This is a genomic window from Loktanella sp. SALINAS62 (assembly GCF_018263905.1).
Classification (GTDB): domain Bacteria; phylum Pseudomonadota; class Alphaproteobacteria; order Rhodobacterales; family Rhodobacteraceae; genus Loktanella.
Map to the genome: position 1 here is coordinate 185,116 of NZ_JAAFZU010000034.1, position 21,815 is coordinate 206,930.

The window sequence follows — 21,815 nt, forward strand, 5'->3', positions numbered from 1 at the left end:
CATTCGTCAATATATTTTTCCCCTTTCTGCCGCAATTTGCTTGATTAAGGGTCAAAATGATTGGCTGTGGTAACGTGGTGATGGATCCGACCCTCGAAAAACTCGGCCACGATCTCCTGCGTCACGTCACGTGATTGGTCCCGAGCGGTGCTGGTCAGCGCGGACTCCATCGTCGCCATGTCGGGATACGTAATTCCCAAAATCAGCGGAAATTCTGGTGCGCCCGCATCACGGTCCTCGCTGAACATGACGCGCACGTCGGTATTGCCAGGAAACTGCCGCCAGAGCGGCACCAGACGATCCAAAATTGCGGCGCGGAATTCGGCAGTTTCGCCGGGTTTGACGGATCCTTCAAATAACGCATACCGTGTGATCATTCTGATATCTCCTTTGTTCCATTGAAAAATTCCATCAAGGCGGCCTGATCCTCACCGCCCAGCCCCGAGGCGGTCATCATGCGATGGATTTCGAGGCAGAGCGCCGTCAGTGGCATCGCCGTGTGCGTCCGCCGAGCGAGATCCTGGGCGCCCTCTAGGTCTTTTACCATGTTGTCGATCCGTCCAGTGCGACGGTAGTCTTTTGTGGCAAAGCGCGGCATGTATTCCTGTAAGATCGCGCTATCGGCGCGCCCTCCACGCAGCGCGACAGGCACTTTTTCTGCATCGACGCCCGCGTCGAGCGCCAATTTGGTGGCCTCGGCAACGCCCAGAAACCCAAGCCCGCACAACACCTGATTGATGAGTTTCGTGGTCTGGCCTGCGCCAACGGGCCCCATATGAGTGTAATTCGTTGCAACATGACGTAATACCAAGTGGGCATCGGCCACATCCGCAACTGCACCGCCGGCCATCAAGGTCAACTCGCCCGTCAGCGCCTTGGGCGCCCCCCCCGACAGAGGGCTGTCGACCCAGCGCAATCCCGCTTCTGCGGCCCGTGCGGCAAACGCCTTGGTGGCGTCGGGATCGATTGAAGACATGTCGATGATCAATGTTCCCTTTTGCGCACCCATGGTAACACCGTCCGGGCCAAAGACCGCCATCTCTACGATGGAAGGCGAATTCAGCGAAATAACGACGTAATCCGACGCAGCGGCAGCAGCAGCGGCGCTTGGCGCAGCATGCGCGCCGCGTTCGACCAGGACCGCGACCCGGTCTTCGTCGAGATCGAACACCTGCACGCTCTGCCCGGTTTCGAGCAGTCGGGTGCCGATCGCGCCGCCCATGGCGCCCGCACCGATCAGAGCTATTTTCAGGCTCATGCCGACTTCTCCATCAATCCCGAAAGAAAGGTCGCGACAACGACGTCTGGTGCTGCTTTGATATCGGCTGTCACGCTCAAGTCGTCAGGTCCTGGAACCTCTGTCATCCGTGAGAACAGCATTTCACGGCGACCAATCTGGAACAGGTAGGACACAGGGGCGCCCGCAGCACTATTTATTGCCTCGCGATGCACTCGGCGCGGTGCGGAGCGGGGCACGACAGTGCCGGGGTGGCGAAGTGTGCCGCCAACTCGCTCCAGCCATGGCGCACGATCCGCGTCATTCAGAGCCGAGCCGTTGACCATCTTGTCACAATTGGCATTTGTATGCAGGTCATCGCCGTCGAAGAAGCGCGCGCCTATTATATGCGCAAAGGCGCCATCGGTATGGGACTTGCCGCTGCCTGAAACACCCATGGCCACAGAACGCCCGGTCATAGTGATGCCGTGATACCACCGTCGACGAAGACGGTGGTGCCATTCACGAAGGACGAAGCCGCCGAGGCGAGGAAAATGCAGGTGCCGACCAGTTCTTCAACCTTACCCCAGCGACCCGCCGGGGTCCGTTTTTCAAGCCATGTGGTGAATTCGGGATCTGCAACCAAGGCGGCGTTCAGCGGCGTGTCGAAATAGCCTGGCGCAAGTGCGTTGCAGTTCAGGCCGAGTCGTGCCCAGTCGGTCGCCATACCTTTAGTCAGATTTGCGACCGCACCCTTGGTCGCAGTGTAGGGTGCGATACCCGGCCGGGCCAGCGCAGTTTGAGCGCTGGCGATGTTGATGATTTTGCCCGCGCCACGCCCGATCATGTGCCGTGCGCAAGCTTGGCTTACGTGAAAAACGCTGGCGATGTTGGCCTGTAAAAGACGCTCGAAGGCATCAGCCGGAAAATCCTCGAGCGGTGCGCGATGCTGGATGCCCGCGTTATTCACAAGGATGTCTATTGCGCCAGTGTCAGCCTCGTAGCCGTCGATGGCGTGGCGCACGGCTTCATGATCCGTCGCGTCGAAGACAAGCTCCTGAACCGAAGCGCCTTCGGCCCGCAAATTCCGCACGGCACCGGCCAGTCTGGCGGCATCGCGCCCGTTAAGTATGACCGTAGCGCCCGCTCCGGCCAGCCCACGCGCAAGAGCCAGTCCAATACCCTGCGATGACCCGGTCACCAGCGCGGTGCGCCCACCAAGGTCAAACAATTCCAATCCCATGATTTGTGCCTTTTTCCGTCTCGACAACCTTCTAGGCTGCCTTTATGTTATCGTTAACAAATTGAGTCAAGTGACCAAAACTTATTAAGCTGGGAGATCGGACCATGTCGAAACCCGAGGTTCTGCAAATCGGCCCTTACCCGGACTGGGATCAGGGCCCACTGGACGCAGCCTTCACAATGCACCGGTATTTCGAAGCGGCCGATCGCGCGGCGTTCCTGTCTCAGGTCGGACCTGCGGTGCGAGCCATCGCCACGCGTGGTGAGCTTGGCGCTGATGCGACTATGATCGCTGCCTGCCCCGCGCTCGAAATGATCTCCGTCTATGGCGTGGGCTATGACGCGGTGGATCTTGCGGCTTGCCGAAAGCGCGGTATCCGGGTGACCAATACGCCCGACGTGCTGACGGCGGACGTGGCCGATCTGGGTGTAGCGATGATGCTGGCGCAAGCTCGGGGTATGATCGGGGCGGAACGCTGGGTGCGGGACGGGTCCTGGGCGAGAAAGGGTCTTTACCCGCTGAAAACGCGGGTCTGGGGCAAGCGCGTGGGGATCCTCGGACTTGGCCGCATCGGCTTCGAGGTCGGAAAGCGCCTTGCCGGCTTCGACATGGAGATCGCCTACTGCGATGTCGTGGCCAAGAATTATGCACCCGACTGGCGCTTTGTTCCAGATCCGGTGTCGCTGGCCCGCGAGGTGGATTTTCTGTTCGTGACGCTCGCCGCTTCGACCGAAACCCGGCATGTCGTGGGCCAAGAGGTCATCGCGGCCCTTGGCCCGGAGGGCATGGTGATCAACATCAGCCGTGCCTCAAACGTCGACGAAGAAGCCCTTCTGGAAGCCCTCGAAGCAGGCGCGTTGGGTGCTGCCGCGCTTGACGTGTTCGAAGATGAACCCGCGCTGAACCCGCGCTTTCTTGCACTGCCCAATGTCCTTGTTCAGCCACACCACGCCTCGGGCACGGTCGAGACGCGCAAGGCGATGGGAAAGCTCGTTCGCGACAATCTGATGGCCCACTTCGCGGGTCATGATCTTTTGACCCCCGTTCTGTGAGGTTATCCAATGAATGCCCAAATAAAGGCCATCGTCATCCATGCCGCGCGTGATCTTCGGCTCGAAGACCGTCCCGGGGATATTCCTGGGCCCGGTCAGGTGCAGGTTCAGCTGGCTGCAGGAGGGATTTGCGGATCTGACCTGCACTATTTCAATCATGGCGGTTTCGGCACGGTGCACCTGCGCGAACCGATGATCCTCGGACACGAGGTGTCGGGCTATATTACTGAGCTGGGCGCTGGCGTATCGGGCCTGTCGGTTGGTCAGCTTGTGGCTGTGTCACCGTCGCGGCCCTGCGGTAATTGCCGGTTCTGTCATGCGGCGCAGTTCAACCATTGCCTTGATATGCGGTTCTATGGGTCAGCCATGCCTTTTCCGCATGTTCAAGGCGCCTTCCGGCAGATGTTGATCGCAGATGCCGCGCAATGCATCCCCGCCGACGGTCTCTCACCCGGCGTGGCCGCCATGGCCGAACCGCTCGCGGTCGCACTGCATGCGGTGACGCGGGCTGGGCCGCTGCTGGGCCGGTCCGTCCTTGTGACCGGCTGTGGCCCTATCGGTGTGTTGTGCATCCTCGCCGCGCGGCGGGCCGGGGCCGATCGGATCGTGGCGACCGATCTGTCAGAGTTCACCCTCGAGACGGCGCGCGCGGCGGGCGCGGACGAGACGCTGAACATGGCTGCGAATGCCGAGGCACTGGCCCCGTTTCAGGCTGAGAAAGGTGTCTTCGACGTTTTGTTCGAATGTTCCGGGGCGGCTGCGGCATTGACCGCCGCGGTCCCTGCAATGCGGCCCGGTGGCACCATCGTGCAACTGGGTCTTGGGGGCGATATGACCCTGCCGATTCAGGCGATGACGGCAAAGGAGTTGTCGCTGAAAGGGTCATTCCGCTTCCACGCCGAATTTGCCACGGGTGTCAGCTTGATGCAAAAGGGCCTGATTGATCCAAGCGCCCTTATCACGCATGGTTTCCCGCTATCGCGTGCGCACGAGGCCTTTGAAACTGCAGGGGACCGCAGCCGTGCGATGAAGGTGCAGATCGACTTCAGTGCCGAACCGGTTTAAGTCGCGGCCCCGACGGCTGTCAGCGCCGCCTTGGCGACAGCGATATCCTGATCGCCGGTGCCCGACCCGACGCCTATCCCGCCCAGTCGGAACCCATCGATGATGATCGGCAACCCGCCTGGCAAACCGGTCACGGTGCCGCCCGTGGCCGCCGCGATGGAGGCACGCACCACTTCAGGGACCGAGGCACTCGGCGCGCCGATGGACGCGGCCGTCAACGCCTTGGTCCGCGCACTTTTGCGGCTGAGAAACTTGGCCCCCGTCATCCGCAGTTCTGCCAGCACCTCGCCCGACGCGTCGACGATGACGATGCATTGCGGTTGGCCGATCGCCTCGGCCTCTGCCACAGCGGCGTTCAGCATCGCCATGACGCCCTGATGGGTCAGGATACGCGCCTCTTGAATCCATGCCATGAAGGGCCTTCCTCAGATTTGACGAGCGTTGATGTTATCGTTAACTTATTATCATGCCAGCAGCAGAAAGCCAGCCCATGTCGTTCTTCGAAATCCACGAGCCCGAATTCGAACGCTTCATTTTGGGTAATGCCCCGGTCAAACAGCTGGCAACCGGCTTTGACTGGGTCGAAGGCCCGGTCTGGTTTGGCGATGCCGGGTGCTTGTTGTTTTCCGACATTCCCAACAATCGCATTTTGCGCTGGACGCCGGGCAGCGGCATAACCACCTACCGCGAGCCGTCGCATTATGCCAATGGCCACACCCGGGACCGACAAGGGCGACTGATCTCCTGCGAGCATGGCAAACGCCGCGTGACCCGCACGGAACTTGACGGCAGGATTACCGTGATCGCCGACAGCTTTAACGGAAAACCGCTCAATTCACCCAATGACGTGATCGTGGCATGCGACGGCGGCATCTGGTTTTCCGACCCGCATTACGGGATCATGACCAATTACGAGGGATTTGCCGCCGAGCAGGAAAACGCCTGCGTCGTCTACCGTGCGGATCCGGAAACCGGTGCGCTGGACGTGATGGTCGATGACATGAACTGCCCCAATGGTCTTGCCTTTTCACCGGACGAAAAATCGCTCTACGTTGCCGATACTGGACGGATGTATTCACAGGACGCCCGGTCGATCCGGATCTATGACATGGCCGGAGGGACCCCGGTAAACGGACGCCATTTCCACACGATCAGTTCCGGTTGTGCCGACGGCATCCGCGTAGACAGCGATGGAAACTTGTGGTCTTCGGCCGCTGATGGCGTCCATTGCATCGCGCCAGACGGGCGTTTTCTGGGCAAAATCCTGATACCGGAACTAGTATCGAACCTGTGCTTTGGTGGCCGCGCGAAACATGAACTTTATGTTACGGCCACCACCAGTCTGTATCGCATCACTTTGAACCGCCGAGGCACACAGGAGCCCTGAGGTCAGCGTCCATGACGAATCCGCAATAGGTCGATCTCTGTCCAATGCGCTTTAGCCCTTGGATCGCCCAAAAGGGAGTTGCATGGGCGAATCTGGAAAAACCCAAGCGTTGTTGTCCCGCCAGAATCCACCGTATTCAAATCCGTCTGGTCCGTCTGGTTTTTCTCGCAAAACGAACCCGCTTTTCGTTCAGTTTCATGGGGACGTATCAAATTTGTTAAAGGGTCTCAGCACCCATCCTGGATAGAATGGGTGCTATTGAAAAAACTGGCTGACGGCCTGCCGTCGGTGCTCAGATAAGATCAATTCAAATCCGCGTCCGTCGTGAACAGGTAGTCGTCACCGCCCGCTCCAGAATGGCAGGCGATGCAGCCTTGCGCCATGCCAGCAATTGGTCTGCCGTCCGGGGTCTGGTCAAGCGAGCCATCGGGCAAATATTTGGCCCAGAACCAGTTACCGGTGTCCGGCGCATAATCGTCCGACCGCCGGAACATGATCGTAACGGCGGCAAGGTGGTCGCCGGGGCTGTCAAGCACCTGATCTACGCTGACGCCCTCGGGGCCATAATTGCGCTTGATCACCAAGGCCCCCGTCATGCTGTCGACCGAGCCTTCGGTATAGAATGTCTCCAGCATCATGCCGTGCGGGTCGGTGCCCGGATAGGGAAAGGATTGAACGGCGTCCTCTCCGGCGAGGTTTTGATCCTGCATGTTCTGCCAAAGCGCGCTGGCGAAATCCTGGTCTTCCTGTCCACCGAACTCTTGTGCTGTCGCAGTGCTCATTGCGAGGCTGAGTGCGCCTCCGAGTATAAGAAATTTCATGGTGTCGTCCTCCTCTATTTCGAAAAACCCATATCGGGCCGTGCCAATAAAACACACAAGACGCAGTTTTGTTTCAGCCGCTACAAAACTGTTTGGGTCAACGGAACAAATGCTTTAGCAAGCTGTTTTGCAGCGAGCATAACAAAACGAGGAGACGGTAGTGGCGCGTCCACGATCATTTGATGACACCGCGACGATGAACTTGGTCGTCGAACAGTTCTGGTCGCGGGGCTTCGAGGCGACGTCAGTCCGCGACTTGGAAGCCGCGACCGGTTTGGGAGTGACAAGCCTTTACAACGCCTTTGGAAGCAAGGAGGCGATGTTTAAGACCGCTTTGAAGCACTACTCCGAGCGACGGACAGGTGCATGTCTGAGGGAGCTTGAAAACCTCCCCTCTCCGGCGGACCGCATCCGCAAATTCGTGACGCGGCTGATCGATGCGGCTCTTGAAGATCCGGATCATAGGGGCTGCCTCATCGTGAATACGGCGACCGGGCTCGGCTCTCACGATCCGGAGATTGCCGAGATCGTCGCCCGCAATCTGGGTGAGGTGAAAGCATTTTTCCAACGCAACTTTGAGGCAGCGCAGAGGACCGGAGAAGCTGACGTGGCCGTCTCACCGGCAGACGCCGCCCGGTCTTTCAGCACACTTATGTTCGGGCTTCGGGTCCTTGCACGGACCAAGCCGGACCGCGAAACCATGGAAGGTGCCGTCCGTCCGCTGCTGGCCCTTCTTCAAACCAAAGAGAGTCCGCTTCCTGTGGACGCTTCAAACCCAAATACCAAAGGAGACTTACATTGACCGAGTATGTGACCAAACCGGGACACCAGACACCGCCGATGACCCTTCCTGCGACTGATGGTTCGCAGATCCAGCTTGGTGGGCAAGGACGCTGGCAGGTCGCCGTCGTCTATCGCGGCCAACATTGTCCACTGTGCCGGAAGTATCTCGCGACGCTGAATGAACTTCTCGATGATTACCGCGACGCAGGCGTTGAGGTCATCGCGATGTCCGGGGATCCGCTTGACCGTGCCCAAAAGGAAGTTTCCGAAGAGGGTTGGAAGTTTCCAGTGGCGTGCGAGTTGTCTCAGGATCAGATGCGGCAGTTAGGGCTTTATATCTCCGAGCCGCGATCGGCGCAGGAAACAGATCGGCCTTTTGCGGAGCCGGGAATTTTTGTGACCAATCCGGACGGGCTTCTGCAGATCGTTGATATCTCAAATGCGCCCTTCGCACGCCCCGATCTTCAGAGCCTCTTGAACGGACTGAAGTTCATTCAGGAAAAGGACTATCCGATCCGTGGTGCTGCTGCCTGACATGTCGGGGCCAAATGAGCACCCGGCAACGTGTCGAAGGACCCAGCTATTCGGAAGTCCGTTCCGTAGATTTGCAGTTCATAGAAAACACACTCTGGCAGGGTGCTCATTTAAGGCCACCACTCGTCGGCGCTCTCGCGGCTTGGTTCAGCGACCTGACCAAACTCGTGACGGATGAAGACGAGCTTTGCGCGACCTGGAGTGATCCGTCCCGCCGGAGGACTTTGTTCAGCGCCTGACCGAGATGGTCTATGACCCAGATCAGCTCGAAGACATGCGTCGCCTGATCGATGCACCCAACAGCGACAACTTCGATGTTTTGGCATACATCCGTTTCACTCTTGCGCCGCTGGCCCGGTCTGACCGTGCCGAAGCGGCCCGCGAACGGGGGCATTCAGGCTATGAAAACGAGATGCGCGCCTTTCCTGACTACGTGCTGCAAACCTATGACTCGCACGGCATCGATGAGTTGGCACCTCGTAAAATCGCTGATTTTCTTCGGATCCAGTATGGCGCACACCTTGTTGTCGCACTGCGACGTGAAACTGGTCTGAAAACCGTTACTTGTCAGTCACCTAGACGAGACCAAGTGTAGCCTCCGACCCCTACCATCGAGCCAATACACCCCCCTAAGTGACTGATATTGCTAGTTACTTCATTAAGTAGCTTCGATGTGTCACACCTGAATGGCACACATCGTGTTTTCGGTCCGTAAGACGTCGCGCCGGCATCGGAGACGATCGCTTATATTCAGCAGCAAGCCACAGCTTGTGTTGAGTCTGACGCGTTCGGTGTGTAAACGCACTTGGCGCCGCCGCTTATGGCCCGACGCGCGAGGGAGCCCGAGATGCTGCGAACACCCTTTTATCTGATCGACACGCAGGCGATGCTGCCCAAGCTTGAGAAGATCGCCCGCCTTCGCGCGCTTTCAGGATGCAAATGCCTGTTGGCACTGAAATGTTTCGCGTCTTGGTCCGTGTTCGATCTGATGAGCGAATACATGGACGGCACGACATCTTCTTCACCTTTTGAAGTGAAGCTAGGGCGCAAGCATTTTCCCGGCGAAACCCATGCCTATGCGGTGGCCTGGGACGAAGCCGACATCCCTGATGTGCTCGCCAATTCTGACAAAATCATCTTTAACACAATCAGCCAATTGGAACGATTTGGCGATGCGGCCAGAAATCACGTCCGTGGCCTGCGGGTGAACCCCGGTATCAGCTCTTCCTCGTTCGATATCGCCGATCCAGCCCGCCCCTTTTCTCGGCTGGGCGAACATGACCCGGCGCGCATCGCTGCGATCTGCGACCGGGTCACGGGTTTCATGTTTCACAACAACTGCGAAAACGCCGATTTTGACCGGTTTGACGCGATGCTGGGACAGATCGAAGAACGCTTCGGTCATCTAATCCAGCGTATGGACTGGATCAGTCTGGGCGGCGGCATTCATTTTACCGGCGACGGCTATCCGCTGGAAAAGCTCGCTGAACGGCTCAGGCAGTTTTCCGACACGTATGGCGTGCAGGTCTATCTCGAGCCCGGCGAGGCGGCGATCACCGATTCCACCACGCTGGAGCTGACAGTGCTGGACACGCTCGACAACGGCAAGAAGCTTGCCATCGTCGACAGCTCGATCGAGGCGCACATGCTCGACCTGTTGATCTACCGCGAAAGCGCCAAGGTCGCGCCCGATACCGGTGATCACGAATGGATGGTGTGCGGCAATTCCTGTCTGGCCGGTGATATCTTTGGCGAGTTCCGGTTCGAGCAGCCGTTGAAGCCGGGGGACCGCGTTTCAATCCGCGACGCCGGCGGCTATACGATGGTCAAGAAGAACTGGTTCAACGGTGTCCGCATGCCTGCAATCGCGGTGCGTGACCGCGACGGAACCATCAGAACCGTGCGCGAATTCAGCTATAGCGACTTTGAAGCCGCTCTGTCCTGAGCTGGCCCGACATGAAAGGAGGCTCGAGAGTCTTGAAGAAGAATGTCCTTATCATAGGCGCCGGTGGCGTCGCCCGGGTCGTGGCGCACAAGTGCGCCCAGAACGCCGACCTGCTTGGAGACATCCACATCGCGTCGCGCACGCAGGCGAAATGCGAGCAAATCCTTGCCAGTGTCCGTGAGAAGGGCAGCCACAGGACCGACGGTGTCCTTGCGGCCCATGCCGTAGATGCAACCGACGAAAAGGCGCTGATTGCGCTGATCGAAAAGACGGGCGCACAGATCGTCATCAACGTCGCCTCGGCCTTTGTGAACATGCATGTGCTAGAGGCCTGCATCGAAACTGGTGTTGCGTATATCGACACCGCGATCCACGAAGAACCCGACAAGATCTGCGAAACCCCGCCGTGGTATGCCAACTACGAATGGAAGCGGAAGGCGCGTTGCGCAGAAATGGGTGTGACAGCGATCCTTGGCGCGGGTTTCGATCCGGGCGTCGTCAATGCCTATGCCCGTTTCGCCATCGACACATATATGGACGAGGTGAAATCCATCGACATCGTCGATATCAACGCCGGTTCGCACGGTCGCTACTTTGCCACCAACTTTGACCCCGAAATCAACTTTCGCGAATTCACGGGCACGGTCTATTCTTGGCAGGACGGCGACTGGAAAGAAAACGAGATGTTCGAGGTCGGTCACGACTGGGACCTGCCCGTTGTCGGCACCCAACGCGCTTATCTGTCGGGCCACGACGAGGTGCATTCGCTGGCGACGAACTATCCAGACGCCGATGTACGGTTCTGGATGGGTTTTGGCGAACATTACATCAATGTCTTTACCGTGCTGAAGAACCTCGGCCTGCTTTCAGAGCAACCGGTGAAACTGGCAGAGGGACAGGACGTCGTGCCGCTGAAGGTGGTGAAAGCCTGCCTGCCCGACCCGTCCAGCCTTGCGCCCGACTACACTGGCAAGACCTGCATCGGTGATCTGGTAAAGGGCGTCAGGGACGGCGAAATGGTCGAAGTTTTCGTCTACAACGTGGCCGACCACAAAGACGCCTACGATAAAGTCGGCAGCCAAGGCATTTCCTATACCGCCGGCGTGCCGCCAGTTGCCGCAGCGATGCTGATTGCCACCGGCGAATGGGACGCGCGCGAGATGCGCAATGTCGAAGAGATGGACCCCAAACCCTTTCTCAAGGTGCTGGGCGAGATCGGGCTTGGCACTTGGGTGCGCCGCGATGGCCACGACGAGCGGCTTTACTAGGCTTCAATGCCACCGCCGCGGCTGCGCGACCAACGGCTACTGGGTCGTGCCGCTGACGGCAAACCGGCAGTTGTAACCTGCGTCATGCCGCCCTGAACCGGATGTGGGGCCGGGCGTCGCCGGGCCGCGTGCTAACATCTGCCGCGACCCGGAACACGTCGCGCAACATGTCTTTGGTCAGGACGGCGTCTGGTGTTCCGCAGGCGCGCAACGAACCCGCGTCCAGCACCACGATCCGGTTACAGAACATGGCGGCCAGATTCAGGTCATGCAGTGCGACGATGCTTGTCAGGTCAAGATCGCGGACCATCCGCAGGATTTCGATCTGGTGGTGGATATCAAGGTGGTTTGTCGGCTCGTCCAGGAACATCACCTGCGGCGTCTGCGCCAGCGCCCGCGCGATATGAACCCGTTGACGCTCGCCCCCTGAAAGGGTCTGCCACGCCTGCGCGCGCCGGGCGGTCATGTCGACACAGTCAAGCGCTGCGACCACCGCCGCCTCGTCCGCCTCTGACCAGCCCGACAGGGCCGAGCGGTGTGGCGTGCGCCCAAGCCGCACGACATCGCGCACGGACACGTTTGTATCCGTCGCCGCGTTTTGCTGCACGAATGCAACCTGTTGCGACAGGGCGCGGCGCGGCACACGCGCGATGTCCCGGCCATTTATGTCCACCCGACCGGACAGGGGCTTTCGCAGCCCGGCCAGCAGTCGCAGCAGCGACGACTTGCCCGACCCATTGGGTCCGATCAATCCCAGCGTTTCGCCCGGTGCAACGGTCAGGGACACGTCGGACACGATGGTCTTGCGCCTGACGCCCCAGTGCAGGTTTTGCGCAACGACGCTCATACCTGCGGCCTCGCACGGTAAAGGATGATGGCAAAAAACGGCACACCCACCAGTGCCGTGACCACCCCGATCGGAACCGTTTGCTGCGTCGCAATCACCCGCGACACGATGTCGGCCACCACCATAAAAACTGCACCCACGACGGCACAGGCTGGCATCAGACGCAGGTGCATCGGCCCGACCACGTATCGCGCCGCGTGGGGAACGACCAAACCGACAAAGCCGATGGCGCCCACCATGCTGACGATGGTGGCCGTCATCAACGCTGTGACGGCAAACAGCATCAGGCGGATGCGCCCGACCGGCACGCCAAGCGACGCCGCGTCTTCGTCCCCGAAAGTAAAGGCATCCAGCGACCGTGCCATCAGGATACAGATCGTCAGGCTCAGGCAAACGACGATCAAAAGCAGCTGAAAATCTGGCCATCGCACACCGCCGAAACTGCCCAGCAGCCAGAACATGACATCGCGCGCCTGTTGCGCGTTGCCAGATGTGGTCACGATGTAAGACGTCAACGCGTTGAAAAGCTGCGATGCCGCCACCCCGGCAAGGATCGTGTGATTGGGCCCGCTGGTCGCGCCGTTGGACAACAGCGCCACAAGCGCGAATGCCGCGAATGCCCCCGCAAACGCACCCAGCGACAGCGACAGACCGCCCGCGCCGACCCCGAGGACGATCACGCAGACCGCCCCGGTCGATGCACCCGCCGAGACGCCAAGAACGAAGGGTTCGGCCAGCGCGTTGCGCAACAATGCCTGCAGGATCGCCCCGCAGATCGCCAACCCCGCACCGGCCAGCGCCGCCACCAGCGCGCGGCTTAGTCGCAGGTTCCAGACGACGCTTTGCTCGATCGGTGCGATGTCCGCGCCGGTCAGGCCGAGTTCGTTCGTGATCGACAGAAAAACGGTTTTCAGGCCGATGTTATAATCGCCAATCGCCGTCGCAACGGCGACGGCGAACACCATAACGATCAGCGACAGGCCCAGAAAGAGCGCAAGGCGGCCCGCCCCGCTCTCTGGCTCATCGGCCACCGTCACGGAAGGTCAAGCGCTTCAAGCTGTTCGGCCACCTGTTCGGCGCCATAAAGCGTGCGGATGCTTGGGTTCATGGCAGCACCGCTCATCACCACGATCCGTCCTTCGCGGACTGCCTCCATCTGGCTGACGGTCGGGTCGGTCGTCAGGAACGCGATCTTGTTTTCTGCGGTGTCCAGATCCCAGCGGTTGCGATCCACTTGCGTCGCGACAAAGACAGTGGGATTGGCCGCCATGATGCCTTCCCAGCCAACGGCTGGCCAGTCCGCGTCAGTCGTGATGGCGTTCGTGCCGCCAAGAACGTCAGCGATATATCCTGACGGGCCCTTGCCCCCGCCCAGATAGGCGTCATCGGCCGGCGATGGGCTGGAGAACCAGAACAGGAACGTCAGGTCCTCGTCTTCGCTAAAGCGCGCGCGCAGCGCGGCTTCGCGTGCCCTGAAGTCAGCGATCAGCGCCTGCCCACGGTCAGCCACATCAAAGATCCGCGACAGATCCTCTATCTCTTTATAAAGCAACTCCATGCTCCATAGTTCGTCGCGCGAACCGTAGGCATCGCTTGCATCCAGCGTGGTCGAACAGGCGCTGGGGGACAGATAGGTCGGAATGCCAAGGGTTTCGAAATCCGAACGCTTGGCGACCTTGCTGTCGGGGCCCAGAAGCGTCGTCAGCATGGCAGCCACAAAATCGGGTTGCTTTGACAGCACGGATTCCAGCGTCGGAAATTCGACGGTAAGCACCTCGACCTTGCTGTTGGCCTGTTCCAGTTCGGGCAGCACGGCGCTGGGCCAAAAAGCCGTCGCCGCCATCCGGTCTTCAAGGCCCAGCAGCAGCATGATTTCGGCGCTGTTCTGGCCCAACGCCACGGCGTTCTGCGGCGCCTGATCAAATCTGACGGTCTGACCGCAATTTTCAATGGCCAGCGGGTAATGCGTGTCGGCGTGCAGGACCGTGCCGCAAACCGCCAGCGAAATGGCTGCAACCGCCATGGTAAGGTGACTTGGCATCGTTCGATTTCCATTTCTGAGTAGTTCAGTCAGGAAGCCGCTAAAGGGATCGCGCCAGAGGATCAAGAGCAAAACTGTCAGGTATATGTCGATCACGCGATCCGAGAATGACAAGCACCTGAAAGCTGACGTTGGACCAAACACGGCAAGTTCCGCACAGCAGCGCTGTGACGCTCGGCAAACGGTGCCAAGGGCCGGAAGCGTTGATCAGGCAGGGATGACACACGGCCGAAACGCGTAGTCCGAAGGCTGAAAATTCAGACCGGGCCTTCATCGAATACAGTCGACGTCTTGTCCTTCTTTGGACGGTCTTCGTCCGGGAATTCACCCGTCACCAGATACAGGCATTGTTCAGCGATGCCCGTTGCATGGTCACCGATCCGCTCGATATTTTTTGCGATGAAATGAAGATGCATGCCCATCGCGATGTTGCGATGGTCTTCCATCATGTGGGTCAGAAGCGATCTGAACAACGTGTTGTATATCTCGTCGACTTCGGTATCGCGGACGATGATCTCGCGTGCTTTTTCGGCGTCGCGCTGGATGTAGCAATCCAACGCATCACTGATCATACGTTCAACAAAAGACGACATGCGCCGCAGCGACACCAGCGCGCCGTCGATGGGTGACTGCCCCGAAATCGCAATCGTCCGTTTAGAGATGTTTTTTGCATAATCCCCACAGCGTTCCAGATGTGACGCGATTTCCATGACCGTCAGGACGGTTCGCAGATCGCTCGCAGTCGGTGATCGCCGCGCAAGAAGAAGGGCCGCATCCGTTTTTATCGTCACTTCCATTTCGTCGATGACGGCATCGCCGCGCCGGATCTTCTCGGCCAGATCAATGTCGGCTGTCTGAAGTGCCTTTGCCGCTTGGGACAGGGCCGCCTCGACCTCTCCCCCCATGCGTATGACTGACGCCTGTATGCCTTCCAGATCGCGGTCGAAACTGCTGACGATATGCTTGTCTGACATCGTCATCCCCTACCCGATACGACCGGTAAGATAGCTTTCGGTGCGCGGATCGTTGGGTGTTGTGAACAGCCGGCCCGTATCTCCGAATTCGACAAGATGACCCAGATGAAAAAAGGCCGTCTTTTGACTGACGCGCGCGGCTTGCTGCATGGAATGTGTGACGATGACAACGGCGTAATCACGGCGCAATTCATCGATCAATTCTTCGACCTGCGCGGTGGCGATGGGGTCCAGTGCTGAACAGGGTTCGTCCATCAACAACACTTCCGGTTCGGTGGCGATGGCGCGCGCGATACACAGGCGTTGCTGCTGGCCACCCGACAGACCGGTTCCGGGCTCGTGCAGGCGGTCCTTTACCTCATCCCAGATCGCGGCCCGGCGAAGCGCCTTTTCGACAATCGCGTCCATGTCCGCTTTCGACTTGGCAAGACCGTGGATTTTCGGACCATATGCAACGTTATCGTAGATGGATTTCGGAAACGGGTTCGGCTTTTGAAAGACCATACCGATCTGCGCCCGCAACTGAACCGGATCGACACTGGCGGCATTGATGTCCTGACCATCAAGCATGATCTGTCCGGTGACGCGGCAGATGTCGATCGTGTCGTTCATCCGGTTCAGACAGCGTAGAAACGACGACTTCCCACACCCTGATGGACCGATAAACGACGTCACGGTCCGGTCGGCAATTTCAATGCTGACGTCCTTCAGCGCATGGTTTGTGCCGTAATGCAGGTTCACGCCCCGCGCCTCTATTTTGGCGTCGGACATGTTCAGGTCCCGTTCGACTTTTGTCATGTCGTTCATCGGTTCGTCCTTCCGGAACGTTTACCATTTGCGTTGAAACTTTTGCCGCAAGTAGATCGCGATGCCATTCATGAACGCAAGGAATGCCAACAGAACCAGAATGGCCGCCGACGTCCGTGAAACGAACCCACGTTCCGGGCTGTCTGCCCAGATAAAGATCTGCGTAGGAAGCGCCGTGGCACTATCAAACGGCCCCGACGGTGCCGAGGTGATAAAGGCGTTCATACCGATCAGCAGCAAGGGGGCTGTTTCCCCCAGCGCCTGCGCAAGCCCGATGATCGTGCCGGTCAGTATGCCCGGCATCGCCAGCGGCACAACATGCTGGAACACGACTTGTTGACGCGATGCGCCCAAACCCATCGCTGCTTCCCTGATCGACGGCGGCACGGATTTCAAGGCAGCGCGGGTGGCAATGATGATCGTGGGCATCGTCATCAACGCAAGCGTCAGGCCACCGACAAATGGCGCGGACCGGGGCATGCCAAACCAGCCGATGAACACCGCCAGCGCAAGCAGGCCGAACACGACCGACGGCACGGCGGCCAGGTTGTTGATGTTGACCTCGATGATATCGCTGATCTTGTTCTTCGGGGCAAATTCCTCAAGGTAGATTGCAGCCCCGATGCCGACTGGAAACGAGATCAGGAAGCATGTCAAAAGCGCCCAGAACGACCCGACCAGCGCCCCCTTGAGTCCGGCCAGTTCCGGGAAACGGCTGTCCGCATTCGTCAGCAGCCCGAAATTGATCGGATTGGAAATCATGCCCGCTTCGTCCAGAGCATCGAACCAAGCGATTTCCTGATCGCTGAGCCTGCGGAATTCTTCGGGTGTATCGCGACTGATCAGGTCCTTGTTCAACTGGTCAAAGTTATCGGCGACCGGAACGTTCAGGCTGACGGTCTGGCCGATCAGATCAGGGTTTTCGACCACGCGGTCACGCAGCGTAAACTGCGCCCCGTTCGAGAATATCCGAAGCAGCGCACGGCGATCCTGCGACGAATCCACGTCGGGGAATTCTTCTACCAGCGTGTTTTCCAACAGATCATCGAAAGCCCCGCGTGGCAGTGCGTCGCGCGTGATCACGTCCGGATCAACGTAGACGTCGATCGTCAGGTGGGTTTGCGTGAAAGCTTTGTAGCCGGTCGACACCAGCGTCATCAGCAAAATGCCAAGGATCAGAAAAGCAAAGCTGATCGCAGCAATCCCAAACCCTTTCAGGATGCTTTCCTTGCGGTGGCGACGTGCCAGACCTGCGGAGATATGCTCGGCGTTGGACTTTCCGGCCGATCTATTTGTCATGTCGGTCATTGCTTCAGCCTCAATCGTAGATTTCGCGGTACTTGCGGACGATCCGCAGCGCAAAGATGTTGATTACAAGCGTGACGAGAAACAGCATCATGCCCAACGCAAAGGCGGCGAGTGTCTTTGGATTGTCAAAAGACGTATCGCCGATCAGCAACGTCACAATCTGCACCGTCACGGTCGTCACGCTGTCCAACGGATTGAGCGTCATATTGGCGATCAGACCCGCGGCCATGACGACGATCATCGTCTCGCCGATGGCGCGGCTGACAGCCAGCAACACGCCACCGACGATGCCGGGGATTGCTGCGGGGAACAGAACGCTCAGCATGGTTTCCCCACGCGTCGCCCCCAAAGCCAGCGCGCCGTCACGCAACGATTGTGGCACCGCCGAAAGCGCGTCGTCCGCAAAAGAAGAAATGAAGGGAATCAACATGACCCCCATCACGCTGCCCGCAGCCAGCGCCGTGTTGGGGGATATCGCAATGCCAAGATCTGCACCGAATTGGCGCATCGCGGGGGCCACGACCAGAACGGCGAAAAATCCGTAGACGATCGTGGGAATGCCGGACAGGATTTCCAGGATTGGTTTGATAATCGCACGGGCGCGCGAGCTTGCAAATTCGTTCAGATAGATCGCGGTCAACAGCCCCGTGGGCACAGCGACCAAAATCGCGATCACCGTGATCACCATTGTTCCAACGATCACCGGCAGCCAGCCAAACGCACCGGCACCTGCGATCTGATCCGCACGGATCGGGATCTGCGGTTCCCAGTTCAGACCGAACAGGAATTCCAGCGGGGGGACCATACGGAAAAACTTGATCGTTTCGAACGTCAGGGAAAACACGATGCCCACGGTCACGAACACAGCGAAAATCGCGCAGAACTGTATCAGGCCAAGGATCATACGCTCTGCCCCCTGCCGTGCCCGGAAATCGGCATCGACGCGACGGCGGGCACGCAGCACCTGCGTGACCGCCAGCGCAAAGACGGCAGCCAGCAACAGCCAGGCAGACATTGTCCGAAGCTGGATCAAACGCTCGGCGGCGGCCAGTTTCCAGTCTTCCGGGGTGCCAAAGATGCGCCCACCGGCGATCGATTTGATTTCCGCCAGCACCAACTGCTTGGGGCCGGTTTCAAGAGTGGCATAGTTTTCGGGCGCAATCGGTGCCGTGACCAGCCAGTCGATGACGCTGCCCTGAAACACAAGCCAGACCAAGATCAGGACAAAGACCGGGATCGACACGCAAAGAAACGAATAAAGACCGTGGAAACCACTGAGGGAATGCAGCCTTTGACCATCATTGCGCAAGCTGGACGCCGCTTGACGGTTCCACGCATAGCCAAAGACAGACGCGGCGAAAAGAAGTGCAAAGGCAAACGTGGTCATGTGCCGCTGGTCCTGCTGCAAAAAGAAAAGATGCCCGGCGCAGAATCTGCGCCGGGCGGAACATGCCACTTAGGCTTATTCGGTTTTGGGGTCCATGTTAACGCCTTCGATGACGTTCGACTGAACTTCTGCAAGCTGGTCGTCGCTCAGCGCAACCATGCCACGCTCGACAAAGTAGCCGTCTGCGCCCAACGCGTCATCGGACACGAATTCTTCGACGAATTCCTGCATGTTGGGAATGACACCGCGGTGTGCATTCTTGACGTAGAAATACAGCGGACGCGAGATCGGGTAAGAGAAATCACCGATGGTTTCGGCGTTCGGCTCTACACCGTTGATGCTGACGGCCTTCAGCGTGTCAGAGTTTTCGAACAGGAACGAGTAGCCGAAGATGCCCATGGCATTCGCGTCGGCGGTCAGACGCTGCACGATCAGGTTGTCGTTTTCGCCAGCTTCGACAAAAGGGCCATCCTGGCGCATGCGAGAGCAGTTTTCGTCGATCCAGTCGCCGTCAAAGCCACCTTCCTGAACGAAGGGCAGTTCTTCACAACCGGCGTGCATCGCCAGTTCGACGAACGCGTCGCGGGTGCCGGATGTCGGCGGCGGACCGTAGGCCAGAATTTCGACTTCGGGCAGATCGGGGTTGATCTCACTCCACATCGTATAGGGGTTGTCGGCCCATTCGCCATCGACAGGCACCTGTGCGGCCAGCGCAAGGTACACTTCGGACAGGGTCAGATCCCAGTCGTTTTCGCTGTCGCGCGAAATGGCGATGGACAGACCGTCATAGCCGATCAGCGCTTCGGAAATATCGGTCACGCCGTTGGTCTGGCACAGCTCGTATTCGGACGCCGTCATGGCACGCGATGCGCCGGTCAGGTCAGGGTGGCTTTCACCGATACCACCGCAGAACAGCTGCATGCCGCCGCCGGTGCCGGTCGATTCGACGATCGGCGACGGTGCGCCGGTGTTGTTGGCAAACTGCTCAGCTGCAGCCTGGCTGTATGGAAAAACGGTGGAAGAACCGACAACGCGGATTTCCTGACGGTTCTGGGCAGCAGCGGCCGTGGCAGTTACGGCAAGAATCGCAAGCGCCGACGTGGAAAGCTTGGTGAAGGACATGATATCTCCTAGTTTCGTTGTAGGTCCGGTTGTTGACCTTGCCGACCAGTTAATGACGACGCGTGACGGCTATATGAACGTTTTGTAACAGATTTACGACAGATCCAGCGACCGACAACAATCCATGCGTTTTGGACTTATGCGCCCCAAGCGAGGCCACGAAACCACGCCACGTTCATGCACACTGCCGCATCACATCGCGGCATAAAAATATGAACTGATAAAGCGTCCCGCCCTGCAATGCGCGTCACGGCAGTGCATGCTTTGGCCGCTAAGCGCCATCACGACTTCCGCACGATATACGCGGCTAGCTCCCCTTCTGGCATGCCATGCGAATGTTTCAAAGAAAAACGCCACCCATAGGGGCGGCGTTTCATGGTCCGGATTTTCCAGAGTGCTTTAAACAGCTGGCAAAGAAACGCCGCCAAATACAGTGTGCCGCCAATCAAAGTTTCCACATTGAAGGTTTCCAGAAGGTCTGAAAATAAATGGTTTTCGGCATTTCTCAGAAGTCTCGGCGGCGATCTTCCACTTTTTACAACCTTTTGATGCCATGGGGCTTCCAACAAAAAAATAGCCGCCCCATCGGGCGGCTATTTTCTGCAATTATCAAGAAGACGGTCTCTGCTATGCGACCTCGCTCACTCGGATGGATCGAAGCTTCGCAGGAAGGTCCTCCACCCGATAAAGTGCCACGCCAATCTGTGCGGCCGAATATGCAGAGGGAACTCGATATCGCCTCAGATCGCGCTCAACCAACGCACGGGGGACCTCAAGGTGGTTGGCGATGTCACTCGATTTGACAAACTGCGCCCTGAACCGTGTGAAGTCGTCGAGATCCACGCGACGGATGATGTGGTGACCGGCCCGAGGCTGAACGGTGACGGAAGGAAGTTCCGCGGGCGTTTCCCCATTTTCGTCGATCAGGGCCCAGAAAGTCTCGGCGGGGAACCCGATCTTTGCCGCAGCCTGCGAAGGGGCGAAACCGGTCAACACTTTCCCGATAACTTGTGCGAGTTCGCTCGGCTGAACGTGGATCGCAGCATAACCATCGAGATCACGAGGCGAGACAACCTTCTCGAGAAATCCCCCGAGGACAAGATGCACGATATCCACGCACGGCACTTTCACCTTTTTCGCGGCCTCCGCAATCGGCACATATCCAAGCGGCAAAGCATCCACCAAACGCGCCCGAACCATTAGGGCTGACAAGAAGGCATCGATATCGCGACGATCGACCGACTTCTGAGTCCGACCAGGAGTTCCCGCTTCACCGGTCGCAATCTGGGTCAGAATTCTATCCTCGATGAGGCCCGTTGCTTGGGGACGTGAACAACCAAGAGCCTTGGGTAGCTTTATTACATGCACCAAACGTGTCATGGCAGCCGCGACGCTTCTTCCCACCGTTAGGGTCTTCGATCCACGCAAGGGGCCGAACTCGACGAGGACGCCGAGTTGCTCAGTTGCGCGAACCGCCTGTTCCAGCGTCTGAGCGTCCAGCCACTGCGACCCGCGGCGCCCGGCAAGCCGAGACACCGCGTAGAGTTGCAACGGTGAAGGCGGTCGCCGCGTGGCCGCCTCGGCCATCGCTTCCAGTTCTGTGCCACATTCGGGCACCCGGACGGCCATTTCGTGAAATCGGTCATCCCAAACCTGAGGACGGCGTTGGAACAGCGTTATTCCATGCAGTGGGCATGTTCGAACCACGCGCAGAGGCCACTCGAAACGTCCCAGCCGAACGTGTTCCGGGTGGAATGACGAGGCATCGTCAGCCAGCAAGCATGCGGGGCAGAAGACCGTCGCCGGGTTGGATAGGAACTCTGCCGATATGACTTCTTGGCGAAGCCGATAGACCGCCAGTCTGAACCGCGCCGGGTTTGCCGGAGGCTGATTTGTTCAACGTCAGGCTACTTTATCGAGTGTGTTTAGATTTGCATAGAATGCCTCCTCTGCTTCTGCGGGTGTGGTGTATCCGATGGGACCGAATAGCCGGCGGTTGTTATACCAATCGACCC

The 21,815-nt window shown here is 58.8% G+C and carries 23 protein-coding genes; 8 read left to right on the top strand and 15 right to left on the bottom strand.

All coding sequences use genetic code 11. The features are described 5' to 3' along the window. Nucleotides 1–44: 44 nt before the first annotated feature. The 4 genes from GZH79_RS12985 to GZH79_RS13000 are packed head-to-tail and all read right to left on the bottom strand — an operon-like array spanning nt 45 to nt 2,459. The gene (locus tag GZH79_RS12985) at nt 45–377 is read right to left on the bottom strand and encodes a hypothetical protein (protein WP_211644198.1); all 333 of its coding nucleotides are present in this window, start codon (nt 375–377) and stop codon (nt 45–47) included. Further along, complete coding sequence (locus GZH79_RS12990; protein WP_211644199.1) at nt 374–1,258, bottom strand: NAD(P)-dependent oxidoreductase; 885 nt, start codon at nt 1,256–1,258, stop codon at nt 374–376. The genes GZH79_RS12985 and GZH79_RS12990 overlap by 4 nt, the downstream gene beginning before the upstream one ends. Beyond that, the gene (locus tag GZH79_RS12995; protein ID WP_211644200.1) at nt 1,255–1,695 is read right to left on the bottom strand and encodes a hypothetical protein; all 441 of its coding nucleotides are present in this window, start codon (nt 1,693–1,695) and stop codon (nt 1,255–1,257) included. The genes GZH79_RS12990 and GZH79_RS12995 overlap by 4 nt, the downstream gene beginning before the upstream one ends. Further along, the gene (locus GZH79_RS13000) at nt 1,692–2,459 is read right to left on the bottom strand and encodes an SDR family oxidoreductase (protein WP_211644201.1); all 768 of its coding nucleotides are present in this window, start codon (nt 2,457–2,459) and stop codon (nt 1,692–1,694) included. The genes GZH79_RS12995 and GZH79_RS13000 overlap by 4 nt, the downstream gene beginning before the upstream one ends. A 104-nt stretch (nt 2,460–2,563) precedes the next feature. On the opposite strand from GZH79_RS13000, the gene GZH79_RS13005 reads away from it, so the two are divergent. Both GZH79_RS13005 and GZH79_RS13010 read left to right on the top strand, forming a co-directional pair. Beyond that, nucleotides 2,564–3,511 carry a 2-hydroxyacid dehydrogenase gene (locus GZH79_RS13005; RefSeq protein WP_211644202.1) on the top strand — a complete coding sequence of 316 codons (948 nt, stop codon included), beginning with the start codon at nt 2,564–2,566 and terminating at the stop codon, nt 3,509–3,511. 9 nt (nt 3,512–3,520) lie between these two features. Continuing rightward, nucleotides 3,521–4,576 (top strand): L-idonate 5-dehydrogenase, encoded by a 1,056-nt coding sequence (locus GZH79_RS13010; RefSeq protein ID WP_249219159.1) that lies wholly within the window; start codon nt 3,521–3,523, stop codon nt 4,574–4,576. Here GZH79_RS13010 and GZH79_RS13015 read toward each other — a convergent pair. Continuing rightward, a complete protein-coding gene (locus GZH79_RS13015; protein ID WP_211644203.1) occupies nt 4,573–4,989 on the bottom strand; it encodes a heme-binding protein in 417 nt (138 codons plus the stop codon). The genes GZH79_RS13010 and GZH79_RS13015 overlap by 4 nt on opposite strands. A 77-nt stretch (nt 4,990–5,066) precedes the next feature. On the opposite strand from GZH79_RS13015, the gene GZH79_RS13020 reads away from it, so the two are divergent. Further along, nucleotides 5,067–5,963 (top strand): SMP-30/gluconolactonase/LRE family protein, encoded by an 897-nt coding sequence (locus tag GZH79_RS13020; protein ID WP_249219160.1) that lies wholly within the window; start codon nt 5,067–5,069, stop codon nt 5,961–5,963. 302 nt (nt 5,964–6,265) lie between these two features. Here GZH79_RS13020 and GZH79_RS13025 read toward each other — a convergent pair whose 3' ends face one another. Beyond that, entirely contained in the window at nt 6,266–6,784 is a 519-nt protein-coding gene (locus GZH79_RS13025) for a cytochrome P460 family protein (protein WP_211644205.1), read from the bottom strand. A gap of 196 nt (nt 6,785–6,980) precedes the next feature. On the opposite strand from GZH79_RS13025, the gene GZH79_RS13030 reads away from it, so the two are divergent. From GZH79_RS13030 to GZH79_RS13050, 5 genes are all read left to right on the top strand, one after another. Continuing rightward, entirely contained in the window at nt 6,981–7,586 is a 606-nt protein-coding gene (locus GZH79_RS13030; RefSeq protein ID WP_211644206.1) for a TetR/AcrR family transcriptional regulator, read from the top strand. After that, complete coding sequence (locus GZH79_RS13035) at nt 7,583–8,101, top strand: peroxiredoxin-like family protein (protein WP_249219161.1); 519 nt, start codon at nt 7,583–7,585, stop codon at nt 8,099–8,101. The genes GZH79_RS13030 and GZH79_RS13035 overlap by 4 nt, the downstream gene beginning before the upstream one ends. Nucleotides 8,102–8,336: 235 nt before the next feature. Then, a complete protein-coding gene (locus GZH79_RS13040; protein WP_349291203.1) occupies nt 8,337–8,696 on the top strand; it encodes a type I restriction-modification enzyme R subunit C-terminal domain-containing protein in 360 nt (119 codons plus the stop codon). A 252-nt stretch (nt 8,697–8,948) separates the two neighbouring features. Next, nucleotides 8,949–10,046 (top strand): carboxynorspermidine decarboxylase, encoded by a 1,098-nt coding sequence (locus GZH79_RS13045; protein ID WP_211644208.1) that lies wholly within the window; start codon nt 8,949–8,951, stop codon nt 10,044–10,046. A gap of 32 nt (nt 10,047–10,078) precedes the next feature. After that, a complete protein-coding gene (locus tag GZH79_RS13050) occupies nt 10,079–11,314 on the top strand; it encodes a saccharopine dehydrogenase family protein (protein ID WP_211644209.1) in 1,236 nt (411 codons plus the stop codon). An 82-nt stretch (nt 11,315–11,396) separates the two neighbouring features. Here the strand turns inward: GZH79_RS13050 and GZH79_RS13055 are convergent, their stop codons facing one another. The 9 genes from GZH79_RS13055 to GZH79_RS13095 form a co-directional block, all read right to left on the bottom strand. Then, a complete protein-coding gene (locus GZH79_RS13055) occupies nt 11,397–12,161 on the bottom strand; it encodes an ABC transporter ATP-binding protein (RefSeq protein ID WP_211644210.1) in 765 nt (254 codons plus the stop codon). Further along, on the bottom strand, nt 12,158–13,198 hold the full coding sequence (locus GZH79_RS13060; RefSeq protein ID WP_211644211.1) for an iron chelate uptake ABC transporter family permease subunit: 1,041 nt from the start codon (nt 13,196–13,198) through the stop codon (nt 12,158–12,160). Before GZH79_RS13060 ends, GZH79_RS13055 begins: the two co-directional genes overlap by 4 nt. Beyond that, the gene (locus GZH79_RS13065) at nt 13,195–14,202 is read right to left on the bottom strand and encodes an ABC transporter substrate-binding protein (RefSeq protein ID WP_211644212.1); all 1,008 of its coding nucleotides are present in this window, start codon (nt 14,200–14,202) and stop codon (nt 13,195–13,197) included. The genes GZH79_RS13060 and GZH79_RS13065 overlap by 4 nt, the downstream gene beginning before the upstream one ends. Before the next feature lie 257 nt (nt 14,203–14,459). Continuing rightward, nucleotides 14,460–15,176, bottom strand: coding sequence for a phosphate signaling complex protein PhoU (gene phoU / locus GZH79_RS13070; RefSeq protein WP_249219162.1), 717 nt, complete (start codon nt 15,174–15,176; stop codon nt 14,460–14,462). A 9-nt stretch (nt 15,177–15,185) separates the two neighbouring features. Continuing rightward, nucleotides 15,186–15,983: a phosphate ABC transporter ATP-binding protein PstB gene (gene pstB, locus GZH79_RS13075; protein WP_211644214.1), complete on the bottom strand. Its 798-nt coding sequence runs from the start codon at nt 15,981–15,983 to the stop codon at nt 15,186–15,188. A gap of 21 nt (nt 15,984–16,004) precedes the next feature. Next, entirely contained in the window at nt 16,005–17,282 is a 1,278-nt protein-coding gene (gene pstA, locus GZH79_RS13080; RefSeq protein WP_249219163.1) for a phosphate ABC transporter permease PstA, read from the bottom strand. A 19-nt stretch (nt 17,283–17,301) separates the two neighbouring features. Then, entirely contained in the window at nt 17,302–18,678 is a 1,377-nt protein-coding gene (gene pstC, locus GZH79_RS13085; protein ID WP_211644216.1) for a phosphate ABC transporter permease subunit PstC, read from the bottom strand. A gap of 75 nt (nt 18,679–18,753) precedes the next feature. After that, on the bottom strand, nt 18,754–19,800 hold the full coding sequence (locus GZH79_RS13090; protein WP_211644217.1) for a substrate-binding domain-containing protein: 1,047 nt from the start codon (nt 19,798–19,800) through the stop codon (nt 18,754–18,756). 627 nt (nt 19,801–20,427) lie between these two features. Then, nucleotides 20,428–21,387 (bottom strand): hypothetical protein, encoded by a 960-nt coding sequence (locus tag GZH79_RS13095; RefSeq protein WP_249219164.1) that lies wholly within the window; start codon nt 21,385–21,387, stop codon nt 20,428–20,430. Nucleotides 21,388–21,815 lie beyond the last annotated feature (428 nt).